General features: G+C 36.7%; 17 protein-coding genes. 15 read left to right on the top strand and 2 right to left on the bottom strand.

Features of this window, described 5'->3' with window-relative positions; translation table 11 throughout:
- Positions 1 to 522 precede the first annotated feature (522 nt).
- The 6 genes from map (at position 523) to EL210_RS08410 (ending at position 3731) form a co-directional block, all read left to right on the top strand.
- On the top strand, positions 523 to 1386 hold the full coding sequence (map, locus tag EL210_RS08435) for a type I methionyl aminopeptidase (RefSeq protein ID WP_004374886.1): 864 nt from the start codon (positions 523 to 525) through the stop codon (positions 1384 to 1386).
- Between the two features lie 30 nt (positions 1387 to 1416).
- On the top strand, positions 1417 to 2451 hold the full coding sequence (gene tsaD / locus EL210_RS08430) for a tRNA (adenosine(37)-N6)-threonylcarbamoyltransferase complex transferase subunit TsaD (protein WP_018919132.1): 1035 nt from the start codon (positions 1417 to 1419) through the stop codon (positions 2449 to 2451).
- A 6-nt stretch (positions 2452 to 2457) separates the two neighbouring features.
- Entirely contained in the window at positions 2458 to 2958 is a 501-nt protein-coding gene (locus tag EL210_RS08425) for a CinA family protein (RefSeq protein WP_004374889.1), read from the top strand.
- 130 nt (positions 2959 to 3088) lie between these two features.
- Positions 3089 to 3352 carry a 50S ribosomal protein L28 gene (gene rpmB, locus EL210_RS08420; protein WP_004374890.1) on the top strand — a complete coding sequence of 88 codons (264 nt, stop codon included), beginning with the start codon at positions 3089 to 3091 and terminating at the stop codon, positions 3350 to 3352.
- Between the two features lie 5 nt (positions 3353 to 3357).
- Positions 3358 to 3546, top strand: coding sequence for a 50S ribosomal protein L33 (rpmG, locus tag EL210_RS08415; RefSeq protein WP_004374894.1), 189 nt, complete (start codon positions 3358 to 3360; stop codon positions 3544 to 3546).
- Between the two features lie 26 nt (positions 3547 to 3572).
- Positions 3573 to 3731, top strand: a complete 159-nt coding sequence (locus tag EL210_RS08410; protein ID WP_004374897.1) for a DUF4295 domain-containing protein — start codon at positions 3573 to 3575, stop codon at positions 3729 to 3731.
- A 69-nt stretch (positions 3732 to 3800) separates the two neighbouring features.
- On the opposite strand, the gene EL210_RS08405 is transcribed toward EL210_RS08410, so the two are convergent.
- Positions 3801 to 4310, bottom strand: coding sequence for an NUDIX hydrolase (locus tag EL210_RS08405; RefSeq protein WP_018919131.1), 510 nt, complete (start codon positions 4308 to 4310; stop codon positions 3801 to 3803).
- A 3-nt stretch (positions 4311 to 4313) separates the two neighbouring features.
- Positions 4314 to 5153, bottom strand: a complete 840-nt coding sequence (gene ispE, locus EL210_RS08400) for a 4-(cytidine 5'-diphospho)-2-C-methyl-D-erythritol kinase (RefSeq protein WP_018919130.1) — start codon at positions 5151 to 5153, stop codon at positions 4314 to 4316.
- A gap of 103 nt (positions 5154 to 5256) precedes the next feature.
- Between ispE and dnaB the strand changes: the two genes are divergently transcribed.
- The 9 genes from dnaB (at position 5257) to EL210_RS08355 (ending at position 15060) form a co-directional block, all read left to right on the top strand.
- Positions 5257 to 6780, top strand: coding sequence for a replicative DNA helicase (gene dnaB / locus EL210_RS08395; protein WP_018919129.1), 1524 nt, complete (start codon positions 5257 to 5259; stop codon positions 6778 to 6780).
- Between the two features lie 429 nt (positions 6781 to 7209).
- Positions 7210 to 8562, top strand: coding sequence for a lipopolysaccharide biosynthesis protein (locus EL210_RS08390; RefSeq protein ID WP_018919128.1), 1353 nt, complete (start codon positions 7210 to 7212; stop codon positions 8560 to 8562).
- Positions 8563 to 8596: 34 nt separating this feature from the next.
- Positions 8597 to 9250: a CatB-related O-acetyltransferase gene (locus EL210_RS13940; protein ID WP_081620273.1), complete on the top strand. Its 654-nt coding sequence runs from the start codon at positions 8597 to 8599 to the stop codon at positions 9248 to 9250.
- 8 nt (positions 9251 to 9258) lie between these two features.
- Positions 9259 to 9852, top strand: coding sequence for an acyltransferase (locus tag EL210_RS08380; RefSeq protein WP_018919126.1), 594 nt, complete (start codon positions 9259 to 9261; stop codon positions 9850 to 9852).
- Positions 9837 to 10985, top strand: a complete 1149-nt coding sequence (locus tag EL210_RS08375) for an NAD-dependent epimerase/dehydratase family protein (protein WP_018919125.1) — start codon at positions 9837 to 9839, stop codon at positions 10983 to 10985. Before EL210_RS08380 ends, EL210_RS08375 begins: the two co-directional genes overlap by 16 nt.
- Positions 10986 to 10993: 8 nt before the next feature.
- Positions 10994 to 11824, top strand: coding sequence for an NAD-dependent epimerase/dehydratase family protein (locus tag EL210_RS08370; protein ID WP_018919124.1), 831 nt, complete (start codon positions 10994 to 10996; stop codon positions 11822 to 11824).
- Complete coding sequence (locus EL210_RS08365) at positions 11817 to 12725, top strand: glycosyltransferase family 2 protein (protein WP_018919123.1); 909 nt, start codon at positions 11817 to 11819, stop codon at positions 12723 to 12725. Before EL210_RS08370 ends, EL210_RS08365 begins: the two co-directional genes overlap by 8 nt.
- Positions 12715 to 13932 carry a hypothetical protein gene (locus EL210_RS08360; RefSeq protein ID WP_036890006.1) on the top strand — a complete coding sequence of 406 codons (1218 nt, stop codon included), beginning with the start codon at positions 12715 to 12717 and terminating at the stop codon, positions 13930 to 13932. Before EL210_RS08365 ends, EL210_RS08360 begins: the two co-directional genes overlap by 11 nt.
- Positions 13933 to 13935: 3 nt before the next feature.
- The gene (locus EL210_RS08355) at positions 13936 to 15060 is read left to right on the top strand and encodes a glycosyltransferase family 4 protein (RefSeq protein WP_018919121.1); all 1125 of its coding nucleotides are present in this window, start codon (positions 13936 to 13938) and stop codon (positions 15058 to 15060) included.

Raw genomic sequence — 15060 nt, 5'->3', positions numbered from 1 at the left:
CGGTATTTTGTAATGCGTTGTCTGTCAGTGTGTTGTGCGATTGAAGTCAAAATATGGAGGAAAATGATGTTGTTAAGCGGTCTGATTTCTATTGAATTACCCTGTAATCTGACTTATTTTGTCGTCTGTTCTGACGCAAGTAGGAGTGCAATCTGCGTCAAATTGCAGCGTGTGAAGAATGAAATTGTGCGTCAGAAACTTTGAAATTGGTAAATAAGATAAGTTTTATTGGTTTTAATTTTCTATTTAGGGTAGTTTTGAAATGTTAAAAACAAGACGGGATTATTTACAAAATAATAGTGCTTCTCGATTGTGCAGAGTTGTTCATCTTGAAGTCAGTGCAAAGAGTTATCGGTTTTATGGTTTCTGTCTCACTATGATAACGGTGGTCGGAAAGGGCCGTGTGCAAGCTTTGGCGAACGGTCTTGTAGATAGTTTTTCCTATTTAAGATATATAAGAAAAAAATTGTTTGTTTCGATTATATATTGTATTTTTGCATTCGAGTTTATAACGTTTGACTTATGAAGTTTAAGAAGAGAAGATGGCATTGCTTGCCTGGTCAGCCGCTTACTGAGCTTGACAAGCAGGTGATGTATTGGGAGAATAAGGGCAAGGAGGTGCCTACCCGCGATCTTATAAAGACCCCGGAGCAGATAGAAGGCATTCGTATAGCCGGTAAGGTCAATACGGGTTGTTTGGATGCTGTGGCTGCAGCAATTCGTCCAGGCATGTCAACACAGGAGATAGATGATATCTGCATGCAGTATTGCAAAGATAACAATGCTGTGCCTGCCTGCCTGAATTATGAGGGGTTTCCTAAGAGTGTCTGCACGAGTATCAATGAAGTTGTCTGTCATGGGATACCTAAGGAAGAGGATATCCTCGAAGAGGGAGATATCGTGAACGTGGATATGACATTGAGTGTGAACGGCTATTTCGGTGACGCTTCGCGTATGTTTATTATCGGAGGAAAGACAACTCCCGAGAAAGAACAATTGGTGAGAGTGGCCAAGGAATGTTTGGATATTGGTGCAGAGGCAGCAAAACCTTATTGCTTTGTAGGTGATATTGGACATGCAATCCAGAAACATGCAGAGAAATATCACTATGGTATCGTGCGTGATTTGTGTGGTCATGGTGTCGGATTAGCGATGCATGAAGAACCCGATGTCGTACATTTCGGTCATCGGGGCACAGGTATGTTGCTTGTCCCAGGCATGGTGTTTACCATTGAGCCAATGGTGAATATGGGGACATGGAAGGTCTTTATAGATGCTGATGACCCCTATGGCTGGGAAGTTATTTCGGGGGATGAGAAGCCCAGTGCACAGTGGGAGCACACTTTCCTGATGACGGAAAGCGGAGTGGAAGTGTTGTCCTATTGATAAGCACGGCTTGTTTAGCGAAACATAATTATGGAAGAAAAGAAAGCTATTTATATATTAGGTATTGAAAGTTCGTGTGATGATACGTCGGCGGCTGTATTGCGTAACGGCGTGTTGTTATCCAATGTGACAGCTTCGCAGGATGTACATAAGGCTTATGGCGGCGTGGTTCCAGAGTTGGCATCACGTGCACATCAGCAGAATATCGTGCCGGTGGTTGATCAGGCTATCAAGCGTGCCGGCATCACAAAAGAGATGTTGAGTGCCATTGCCTATACACGTGGCCCGGGATTGATGGGTTCTTTGCTCGTAGGTGTTAACTTTGCCAAGGGCTTAGCGCGTTCGCTGAATATTCCATTGCTGGATGTCAATCACCTGCAAGGCCATGTCATGGCGCATTTTATAAAGGAGACTGACGATGATACTAGTGCGCCTCCTTTCCCTTTTATCTGTCTTTTGGTGTCGGGAGGCAACTCTCAGATTGTCAAGGTCAATGCCTATAACGACATGCAGGTGTTGGGACAGACAATTGATGATGCGGCAGGTGAGGCTATTGATAAATGTTCGAAGGTGATGGGGTTAGGCTATCCGGGAGGGCCGATTATCGACCGGTTGGCACGTCAGGGCAACCCGTTGGCGTATAAATTTGCCGAGCCGCATATTCCCGGTTTCGACTATTCATTCTCTGGATTGAAGACATCTTTCCTTTACAGTCTGCGTGATTGGATAAAGGAAGACCCTGATTTCATAGAACATCATAAGAAAGATTTGGCTGCAAGTCTGGAGCATACAATAGTGGATATCCTGATGAATAAGCTGCGCAAGGCAGTGAAAGAGACGGGCATTAAGCATGTGGCTGTGGCTGGAGGTGTGTCTGCCAACAACGGTTTGCGCAATGCTTTCCGTGAGCATGCAGATAAGTATGGCTGGACCATTTATATTCCTAAATTCAGCTACACGACGGATAATGCAGCAATGATAGCCATTGTAGGGCAATCAAAGTATATGGATCATGACTTTGGACGCATTGATGCCCCCGCATTTTCAAAAGTAACTTTTAAATAAAAATATATGGAACTGGAAACTAAAGTGTTGAGTAAAGAGTTACAACAATATCTCTATGACAACAGCTTGACAATTGGAACTGCCGAGAGTTGCACGGGAGGCCGTATAGCAGAAGCTATCATCGCCGTGCCCGGAGCAAGTGAATATTTCAAGGGGGGAATCGTGTCTTATACGAATGAGGTAAAGGAAAACCTGCTTCATGTGAGTCATGAGGTTTTGGAAGAGAAGACTGCTGTTTGTGAAGAGGTTGCTCAACAGATGGTTGCCGGAGCTTGTGAAACCTTGCATGTTGATTATGCTATTGCTGCAACAGGCATTGCGGGCCCAACTGGTGGTACGCCGGAAATACCGGTAGGAACAATTTGGTTGGCATGTGGAAGCAAAGATGATATCCGTACGATGAAGCTTGATAAGGATTTCGGACGCGACATTAACCTTGCCATTGCTACTAATCAGTCACTGCGTATGTTTCTTGATTATATTAAAGGGAAACAGGTAAAAGAATAGGATAAAGCAAAAAAATGCTTAATTACCTTTATTCTTTGAGGAAATATTTTGTGTAATTCAAAAATATTTGTAATTTTGCACCCTGTTTGGAATAAGTATCAAAAAACGAAAACAAAAATTAAAGATAGCAATGTCTAAGATTTGTCAGATTACAGGAAAGAAGGCGCAAATAGGTTGTAATGTGTCTCACTCAAAGCATCGTACAAAGAGAAGCTTTGACGTAAACCTCTTCAGCAAGAAATTCTACTATGTAGAGGAGGGTTGCTGGATTAGCCTTAAGATCAGTGCTGCTGGTCTTCGTCTCATTAATAAAGTTGGTCTTGACGCAGCTCTGAAGCAGGCCGTTTCTAAGGGCTTCTGCGACTGGAAAGACATTAAAGTAATAGGAGAATAATCATCATGGCAAAAAAAGCTAAAGGTAATAGAGTGCAGGTAGTTCTCGAATGCACTGAGATGAAGAATAGCGGACTGCCAGGAACAAGCCGTTACGTGACAACAAAGAATCGTAAGAATACTCCTGAGCGTCTTGAACTGAAGAAGTACAACCCAATCCTGAAGAAGATGACTCTTCATAAGGAGATTAAGTAATAACCCTTTTAAAAAGCACATAAGATATGGCAAAGAAAGCGGTCGCTACCCTCCATGAAGGTTCTACGGATGGTCGCGCATATTCAAAAGTAATTAAGATGGTTAAGAGCCCAAAGACCGGTGCTTATGTTTTTGATGAGCAGATGGTACCTAATGAGGCTGTGAAAGATTTCTTTAAGAAATAATTTTCCTAAGACTATAGATGAAAGAAGGTTGCAATCTTTATTGCAACCTTCTTTATTTTTGGTAAGAATTTATTCTCTATTACTGAAAAATCGAATATATTCACTTTCAAAATTAGGAGTGAAAATATTCTTGCCAAGGTTACTCTTGATTTCCTCCGATGTCCAGAAACGTCCTCCGTTGAGTTCCTCTTGATTGGGATGGAGAACTTTGTTGTATGTTGTTTTGTGAACATAAATAAGTTCTTTTTCGCAATTACTTTCAAAAACATATTGGCCTATGCGTTTCGGAATGTAGTCTGTAATTCCTAACTCCTCCTGTACTTCACGCTTTAGAGCAATCTCTATATTCTCTCCGAGGTCTATATGTCCGCCACAAGCCGTGTCCCATTTGCCAGGTTGGATATCTTTCCAATCTGGGCGTTTCTGTAAATAAAGTTCACCTTTACTATTGAAAACATGGAGATGAACTACAGGGTGGAGTTGTTTGGAGCCATTATGTGCCTCCTTCCTACTGATGGCTCCTATGATATCTCCATTTTCTAAAACGAGAGGAAACATTTCTTTTTCGTTGTCTCTCATGGGCTAAAGTTGTGTAGTAAAAGTGAAACAATCAGCAAAGCTGTTATCAAGATGAGATGGACTTTCTTTAAAAATGCCGAATATACTGCTGCCACTACCGCTCATAGCTGCGTAGACAGCTCCTTTTTCATAGAGCTTATTCTTGATTTCTGCCAATTGAGGATATTTATTGAAGACCGGTGCTTCGAAGTCGTTTACCAATAGCCCCTTCCAGCTTTCAACAGGTTGTCTTACGATATCCCAACAACAAATCTTAGGTTTCTTGGGCACAATGTTGGCGTATGCTTCTTTGGTTGAAACAGCTATGGAGGGCTTTACAACAGCAATATGATAGCCATTCAAGTTGCCTTCAGGCTCACCTACAGGCATAAACTCATTGCCAATGCCCGTGGCAAATGCAGGTTCACTGTTGATGAAGAAAGCACAATCCGCGCCTAACTTTGCTGCATAGCGTTCCATTTCTGCGTTGCCGATATTCAGTCTGAAGCGTTCGTCAAGTAATCTGATCATGTAGGCTGCATCACTTGAGCCACCTCCAAGACCGGCTTGAGATGGTATTCGTTTATAAAGGTGAGTATGCACACGTGGAATTTTATAATCTTTCGCCAGCAGATTGTAGGCCTTGATAACAAGATTTTCAGTCTCATTGCAGTCTATGGCATTGCCCGTTACCTTTAAATCACAATTTACATCAGAGGGAAACTCTTCTCCCATATACTTGATTTCAAGTGCATCGTAAAGCGGAATAGGGTAGAAGACGGTTTCTATGTTATGGTAGCCGTCGTCTCGTTTCGCTACAATATTGAGTCCAAGATTAATCTTGGCACAAGGGAACGTAATCATTGTTTGTATATTAAATATATGTATTGCAAAAATACAAAAAATCTAATAATCATCAACTTATATAAACAAAAAATTGATTACCTTTGCCGAAAATCAAATTCCCATGGCAGAGAATAACAGTAATACGGTAAGGCGTCGGAAATCATCGGCTAATGTAGATAATGCCTATGGTCATCTACAGCCACAAGCTACTGACATAGAGCGGGCGGTTATCGGTGCTCTGATGATAGATAAGGATGCTTTTTCTCTGATTTCAGAGATTATTCGTCCAGAGACATTTTATGAGCCTCGTAACCAGAAAATCTATCAGGCTATTCAGAATCTCAATATGAGTGAACGCCCTGTTGATATCATGACTGTAACAGAGCAGCTGAAAACAGAGGGTACAATAGATGACATTGGAGGGCCTGGTTATTTGCTTGATATCAGTGATCGTGTGGCATCGTCGGCCAATGTTGAGTATCATGCCCATATTCTTGCACAGAAGTTTCTTGCTCGGCAACTTATACAGTTTGCCAGTAGAGTAGAAGAGAAAGCTTTTGATGATACCGTTGATGTGGATGTGCTTATGCAAGAAGCTGAAGGTTCGTTGTTTGAAATATCTCAAAAGAACATGAAACAGGATTACACGCAGATTGATCCTGTTATTCGGCAGGCAATAGATATTCTTCAGAAAGCATCAGCCAATACCGGAGGATTGACAGGAATTCCTACAGGATATACAGATTTAGATGAAGTGACGAGTGGTTGGCAAAAGAGTGACCTTGTGATTATTGCCGGTCGCCCGGCCATGGGTAAAACATCTTTTGCATTGAGTTTGGCTAAGAATATTGCTGTAGATTATCAAGTACCTATTGCTTTCTTCTCACTTGAAATGAACAATGTTCAACTTGTGAATCGTTTGATTTCAAATACTTGTGAGATTGCTGGTAGTAAGATATTGAATGGTCAGTTGACACCTGATGAATGGGATAGACTGGATAAGAATCTGACGAAATTAACAGGTTCTCCTGTCTATATAGATGATACGCCCGGTCTTTCGGTATTTGAACTTCGTACGAAAGCTCGTCGTCTGGTTCGCGAAAAGGGAGTAAAGATTATTATGATAGACTACCTTCAGCTGATGAATGCCAACGGTATGAAGTTTGGTAGCCGCCAGGAAGAAGTATCAACAATTTCGCGTTCTTTAAAGGGGCTTGCCAAGGAACTTGATATCCCTATTCTTGCGTTGTCGCAGTTGAATCGTACGGTTGAAAACCGAGATGGTCTTGAGGGTAAGCGGCCACAGTTGAGTGACCTGCGAGAATCTGGAGCTATTGAGCAGGATGCCGATATGGTTTTGTTTGTGCATCGCCCCGAATACTATCATATCTATCAGGATGAGAAAGGTAATGATCTCCATGGTATGGCTCAGATAATCATTGCTAAGCATCGCAAAGGAGCTACACGAGATGTACTCTTGACATTCAAGGGTGAGTTTACAAGCTTTCGCAATCCCGAAGAAACCTATAGTTCTAACGCTGGTAGTGGTGAAATCATGGAATCTAAGATGAATGAAGGGGATATGCCTCCAATAGAAGGTTCGTTTCCTCCTCCGATGGATAATGGTGATCCTGTGCCATTCTAAGATATGATGAAAATGGAAAGCAGTCTTCGAATGGAAATAAAATTCTTTCACATGAGGCTGATTTGATTGGGGGAGTTTTTATGATATATGAAAAATGTTATCAAATTATAGTAACTTAATCAATTAATTTTGTACTTTTGCATAGTAATAATGGATTGACTGTTAATCAGACTGTAAGATAGGGAGTAATGGGACAATTCTGAGGCCCATTTACTTGATAGGAGTTAGAAACTTAGAGGTGACTATTTTAAGTAAACCCAATGAGAGTCTGCACGACTTTCGTTTTACTTTTCTTTATTCCTATTGCCTTCTCTTTTAAACGGTTTGGTTATATGTGGATTTTTCTTTTACTGCTTATTCTGATTGGAGTAGGTAGGAGGAAGTGATTTATTATTTTGCTTTTAATTAAAGTACTTTTAAAATTGATTCATGTTTTATATAGATAAAGTTAAGACTTTCTTTTCAGGAGATGGACGTTCTGTTAAAGTAAAAAGAAATATCATAGCTTCTTTTGGAGTTAGAGGAATGAGTCTTTTAGCCTCTTTTCTACTTGTGCCCCTTACAATAGGATATATTTCTCCTGATTTATATGGTGTATGGATGACTTTATCATCAATTATGACTTGGTTGGTTTTCCTTGATATCGGTTTTACACAAGGAATGAAGAATAAAGTGACAGAAGCGATAGCACTTAATCAATGGGACAGAGCAAAATCATTGGTTTCAACTACCTATTTTATGATGATTTTGATTTTTGTCCCTCTATGTTTGTTTTTAGAACTCATTATTCCTTTAGTAGATTGGACAAAGTTATTGAATGTCAATGTGGCGTATCAGTTAGAAATCATTAAGACTGTTCAAATCTTAGTTGTTTTCTTTTGTATGAATATGATATTGAATGTATTGGATTCTATAGTTGCAGCTTTTCAGCAAGTTGCACTTTCAAATTCTTTCAGTGCGTTTGGGCAAATCTTAGCTTTAGGTGCAATTTATTTTTGTATTCACTTTGTAAAACCATCATTGGATGTGCTTGTGTTTGCTATTTCTGCTATGCCTGTTCTTATCACTTTAGTTGCTTCGTTCATTTTATATGGTAAAAGTTACAAAGAAGTTTCCCCATCATGGCAATCTGTTGATTTTAAGAAAATTCCTGAACTTTTTTCTTTGGGATATAAATTCTTTGTTATTAATATTCAAGTAGTTGTATTATACCAGTCTACTAATTTTTTAATTGCTAATTTGTCATCTCCATTGCAAGTTACTTCATACAATATAGCTTATAAATATTTGAATCTTGCAATGATGGTCTGCACTATAATATTTGCACCACTTTGGCCTGCTTATACAGATGCTTATACGAGGAAAGATTTTGAGTGGATGAGGCGAATACGTCAGAAAATGTTTAGTGTGTATGGAGTCATGGTCTTCGCTTGTATTACTATGATTCTTCTATCGCCATGGTTTTATAATCTGTGGGTAGGAGACAAAACTCATATTCCTTTACTTATGACATGTTTGGTTGGTCTTTATGTAATGGCCTATTCTTGGATGAATCTGAATGGAACGCTTGTTGTAGGGATGGGAACAATAAAGGTTGAAACAATTATAGTTTGTATAGGAATGATTGTTCATATACCTCTTTCACTATTTTTGGGAAAGTTTTATTCGGCTTATGGAGTTTTGATTTCAATGATTTTGATTAATCTATTTTATGGTTTAATATTCCATATTCAGGTAAGCAAAATATTAAAAGGGAAAGCTAGTGGAATTTGGTTAGAATGATGATATTTCGGTTCTATATTTTTTCAACTCTTAAATGAATATATTTAGTCTAAGAAATTTCTTTTTGCGAAAGAAATATAGAGGTCTTTCAAAATTAGGATTACATTGTAAAATCCATAATTGTTCGTTTGAAGGTTTGAATTCGGTTTCAGATGAATCGAAACTCTTTAATTGTTGTTTAGGTTATGCTACGTATATAGGGAGATCTTCGGAATTATATATGACAAAATTGGGAAAATATTGCAGTATTGCAGATCATGTTTTTTCATGTGTAGGTAATCATCCTCTTCATTTCATGTCTACACACCCTGCTTTTTATTATGATACCTCAAAACAAATAGGTTATAGCTTTCATACAGGTAGCTCTCTTTACAGAGGTACGATTAAATATCCTTTAGGTGAAACACAGTATAGTGTTGTAATAGGGAATGATGTTTGGATAGGTAGTCATTCTTTACTTTTAGGCGGAATAAGAATAGGTGATGGTGCGGTTATAGCTGCTGGTGCAGTAGTTACTCATGATGTCCCTGATTATGCGGTTGTGGGTGGTGTGCCTGCAAAAATCATAAAATATAGATTTGATAGGATGACTATACAGAGATTGCAAGATAGTAAGTGGTGGAATTTATCTATAGAAGAAGTAAAAAAAAGATTTACTGATTTTGGGGTAAAGGGAGTTTCTCAATGATGTAGTATATGAAATTTCTTTTTTATATCATTTGCTTTTTCAGTAAATGTATCAATTATATTTATCGAAAGGAGATTTATAAATCATTTAATTCCTTTGGGAAAGGTTCATATATTGAAACGATACTAAGATTACAAGGAGCAGAGAATATTTCAATAGGAAATGGTGTCGGTATTCATAAGAATATTTGGCTTGGATGTCTACCATTAACAGATAATGAAATAAGATCATCATTAAAGATAGATGATGGTTGTATTATAGGCGATAATAATCATATTTGGGCAACAAATAGTATCAACATAGGGCAGAACGTATTGACTGCAAATAATGTTTATATATCAGATAATTTACATAATTATGAGAACCCAAATGTTCCTATTTGCAAACAGCCTATAAGACAGCTCGCAAAAGTCAATATTGGTGAGGGAAGTTGGTTAGGTGAACATGTATGTGTAATTGGAGCCTCTGTTGGGAAACATTGTGTGATAGGTGCTAATAGTGTTGTAACACGTGATATTCCTGATTATTCCGTTGCTGTGGGGAGTCCTGCTATAGTCATAAAAAAATACGATTTCAATTTAAATAAATGGATAAAAGTATAAAAAATATATTAGTTACAGGTGGTGCTGGCTTTATAGGCTCAAACCTTTCCTTGAAATTAGTAGACAAAGGGTATCGTGTAACAGTTCTTGATAACTTGTCTGAACAGATACATGGTGAACATCCTGAGGAAACTTCTCCCTTATATAGGTCAATCTTAGGTAAAGTTAAGTTTATAAAAGGTTCGGTAACTAATAAAGCTGATTGGAGAAAGGCACTTTATGATCAAGATGCCATAATTCATCTTGCGGCAGAGACTGGTACGGGGCAATCTATGTATGAAATAGAAAAATATGTTTCTGTTAATATTGGTGGGACAGCCCTTATGTTAGATATTCTAACTAATGTCCCAAATCATGTAAAGCGTGTGCTTGTTGCTGAGTCAAGAGCTGTCTATGGTGAGGGTAGATATTGGTCTGAGAATAGAAGGTCGTACGTTTACCCTGAAGCGCGTGAGGCTATTGATATGCAGCATGGAGAATTCGAAATTTATGATGATGACCATTTTAAGCTAAAATTAGTTTCTACAACTGAGGATTCTTTAATTCATCCTACATCGGTTTATGGTGTTACAAAGCAGGTGCAGGGACAACTTGTTCATATGGTGTGTTCTGCAATCGGTATAGATAGCGTATCTTTTCGATATCAGAATGTATATGGGCCAGGTCAATCTCTTTCTAATCCTTATACGGGAATCCTCTCAATCTTTTCTACACAGATAAAAAATCATCATGGATTAAATATTTTCGAAGATGGAAAAGAAACACGCGATTTTGTTTATATAGATGATGTTGTTGATGCAACTATTTTAGGGTTGGAGATTTCTGCTGCAAGTAGGCATGTATTTAATATCGGTACAGGCGTAGCTACAGATGTCTTAGCAGTAGCTAAGGCATTAGTAAAGAATTATGGAATTGATGTGCCTATTTGTATATCTGGTGATTATCGTTTAGGTGATATTCGTCATAATTTCGCTGATATATCTTTAGCAAAGCAAATATTGGGTTTCTCTCCAAAGTGGACTTTTGAGCAAGGCATATCAGAATTTTGCAAATGGGTGAATACGCAAGAGGTAAAAGAAGATAAATATGAGGCTTCAATTGCAGAAATGAAAGCTAAAGGGCTTTACAAATAATTGTTGATATGAAAGTTTTAGTTACTGGTGCCAATGGCTATATTGGAAAACATGTTGTTAATGAATTATTAAATCGTGAGTATGAAGTTTTTGCTTGTGATCTTCATATGACGGGGGTAGATGAGCGTGTTACTGCTATAGAGGCGAATCTGTTTGATGATCTTACGGATATCTATAATCGTTTGGGAAGTCCCGATGTCTGTATTCACATGGCATGGCGTGATGGCTTTGTACATAATAGTGCGAATCACATTGGTGATTTGTCTGGTCATTTTAGATTTTTGTCTGCAATGATAGCTGGGGGACTGAAACATTTAGCGGTTATGGGAACAATGCATGAAGTAGGATATTGGGAGGGAAAGGTTAATGAAAACACTCCATGTAATCCTCTTTCAATGTACGGTATAGCTAAAGATGCCTTACGTCGTTCAATACTTTTATTATGTGAACAGAATAAGTGTGTTTTGCAATGGCTTCGGGCATATTATATTCTTGGTGATGATATTAGAAATCATAGTATTTTTACAAAAATACTTGAGGCTGCCAAAGCAGGACAAGACACATTCCCTTTTACGACAGGAAGAACAATGTACGATTTTATTACTGTAGATGAACTCGCTAAGATGATATCAATGGCTTCAACACAAGAAAAGATTGTTGGTATTATCAATTGTTGTAGTGGTAATCCTGTTAGTCTTGCTGACAGAGTGGAACAATATATCAAGGAACACCATTTGCGTATAAAGTTAGATTATGGAAAGTATCCTGATCGTTCTTATGATTCTCCCATCATCTATGGAGATGCTACAAAAATTAATGAGATTTTGAAGAATGGATAATAAAATAGGCATTGTAACAATTCTCTATAACAGTGAGGCTGTCTTAGACGATTTTTTTGAAAGTTTATCCCATCAAACTTTTAAGAATTTTATTCTTTATATTGTGGATAATCTTTCTCCTGATAATTCTTTATCAAGAGCAAAATCTTTAGGAGAAAAAGTAGATTTTGAGTGTGTTTATATCGAAAATGACCAGAATTTTGGTGTTGCAAAGGGAAATAATATAGGAATCAAGGCTGCATTGAAAGATGGCTGTAACTATATTTTGCTCTCTAATAATGATATAGTATTGAACTCAAATACCATTGAAAATCTCCTTTCTGGTATAGTTTCATATAAAGCTGATTTAGCTGTGCCAAAAATCTATTTTTGGAATACGAATAAATTATTGTGGATGGCTGGAGGAAAGTTTAGATGGTTACAAGGAACAACTTTACATTTTGGCTTCAGACAACCTGATTCTGCCAAATTTAATCAGTTAAAAGTCATTGAATATGCTCCTACATGTTTTATGCTAATAAAAAGTAAGATATTCAAGGAGATTGGCTATATGGATGAAGTATATTTTGTTTATTATGATGATTCTGATTTCTTGTGGAGGGTTAGGAAACATCATAAAAAGTTGATTTATGTCCCAACTTCAACCTTATACCATAAAGTCAGCGTATCTACAGGTGGATCAGAATCACCATTCTCAATTAAGTATTCTAATAGAAATCAGATTTTCTTTATAAAGAAGAATTTTGGCCGTTTTCATAAATGGGTGAGTTTGATTTATGTTTATCTAAGGTTTTATTTGAAACAAAGGAGTATAAACTCCGTAGATAAAAATAAGTTGATATTAGATTCTTTTCATGAGGGAGATCGTTTATATAAACAGAAAAGAAGTAATGCTGAATAGAAAAAAATGGCATTTGAAATTGATGTATAGGTGGATTATATTTATTATACTGTCCTCTTTATCTTTCTATATTCCAGTTTTTATACCAGAAATCACCTTAATTTCTAAGTATTTACTATATATTTCTGTAACATTCTTTTTGTTTTATGTTAGTAAAAGAAAGGCTGTTGGGAAACGCCTATACTCAAAAGTTATTATTGCTATTCTTTTATGTCAGTTAGTCTCTGCTTATAATGCTTATATATTTCTCGACCAACCCTTGATTGTAGGAATTATAGCTACATTTCAAGGTTTTGGGTTTATTGTTTATTTGGGGTTAGTTAAGTCTAAACTTACCCTACGTTATGCAGAAAAGGTAATACGGTTATTTGGTATTTTATTTATTATTGTATCAATCATAGATCGTATCTATCCTTTATTTGGAACATGGGCTATGGATACAGATAGAGGGGGAGTGCGTTTTCGTCTGTTAGGGTTGACTTGGGTTGTGCTATGTTTTTTAATGGCCATCAATAAGTATCTTGAAGGTGTGAATAGAAAAGGAAATCGTTTGTTTGCATTTTTATGTTTTGTTTCGATTGTCGCAACAGTAACTCGACAAGTTATTGGCGTGTCTTTGTTATTAGGAGGGTTGTTGATTTTTAGAAGATTAAGTTTATGCAAGAAGATTATTTTTTCTGGTATATTAGTATTCTCCTTTTTTGTAATTCTTCCTAGAATATCTCTTTTTCAAAAATTGACAAGTGCAACTACAGAACAAGTGTCTGCAAATACTCATAAAGCAGATATACGTGTTGTTGCTTTCTATTATTTGACGCTTGCACCTCGTAATATCAATCAAGTTCTCTTTGGTATGGGAATTCCGTCTTTTGGTAAAAGTAAATATGGAAATAGTTTCGATTATTTTAGTCAAATTACAGGTATTTATCGGGAAGATTTGGGATATTCTGGATTTTATTATAACCATGGATTAATAGCACTTTTATTGGTGATCTTTTTGATGATCTCGTCACTTATGATTCCTGTTCCTAAACATCTTCAATATCTTAGATACTTTATGGTAGCTTATATTCTTATGAATATAGCATCGGGGCAAATAGAAGGTAATGATAATATTATTCCTTTTATCTATGCTCTTTATATGATAAATGCTTTTAGACAGGAGAAAATTCAATTAAAGCCTTCCCTCAAATCTAAAACTCTTTAGTATATGACAAAGAAATTATGTTGGATAACCCCAGATTGGTTTGTTGATGTTGATATTCCTATCGTACCACATCTATCAAATGAATATGATATAATATGGATTATTGTTTTCCCATGGAGAAATAATCGTTTTAAGGAAGCGGACTTTGACCTAATTAGACGAACACATTCTCATATTTCCATTAAATTCATACATTATAAGTATTACGGACTTGATTTTCGGAACTTATACTACAACTGGAAAATAAAAAAAATAATTAAAAGGAGTGATCCTGATGTGATTTATTTTAATATTGTTCCTTCTGGACCAATAATATTACCTTTATATCGGTGGTTACCTGCTGTGAAAACAATAGTTACAGCTCATGATGGTTGTGTTAAACCATCTTTCCATTTTAGAAAATTAGCAGAAAAGTGTTTTGATTTGGCTTATAATCCAAAACAGTATGTACAATTATTCTCACCAAATGAAGCTGAAATCTTTAAGAAGAAGAGAGAAGGAAAGAATATTTTTGTTATACCACTTGCCGTGAAAGATTTTGGAAAATCACATTCTACATTAAGAACAGATTGTATATCGTTTATATCTTTTGGCAATATTAATAGTGATAAAAATGTCCTGTTATTAATTAGAGCTGCGGAAAAAATTTACACAGAGGGTTATCGTAATTTTAAAGTTGTTATTAAAGGAAGGTGTATAGATTGGCATGAGAATTATCAACCTCTAATATCCCATGAAGAACTTTTTGAGAAGGATTTAAGATTTATAGATAACTCGGAAATTCCTGATATCTTTGCTTCAAACTGGTATGCTGTTTTTCCCTATAAACAGTCTGGGCAGAGCGGAGTCGTTAAGGTTGCTTTGAATTATAAAAAACCAGTAATAGTAAGTGATTTGCCCGGATTTACATATGATATTGAGGATGGTTATAATGGCTATGTCTTTAAAAATAATGATGTAGATAGTTTAGCGAATGTTCTAAAAAAATGTATTGATAATACAGATACAGATTATAAGAAATTAGTAGCAAATATTGAACGATTTGTTGAGAGAAAATACTCTATAAATAAAATTGTAAAATCATACCGGGAGATGTTTAATAAGGTTCTAACTTCAACAATCAAGTGA

The sequence above is a fragment of the Segatella oris genome (genome assembly GCF_900637655.1).
GTDB classification, from domain to species: domain Bacteria; phylum Bacteroidota; class Bacteroidia; order Bacteroidales; family Bacteroidaceae; genus Prevotella; species Prevotella oris.
The sequence above is the reverse complement of the archived record's forward strand: the minus strand, read 5'-3'. Positions and strand labels throughout refer to the sequence as shown.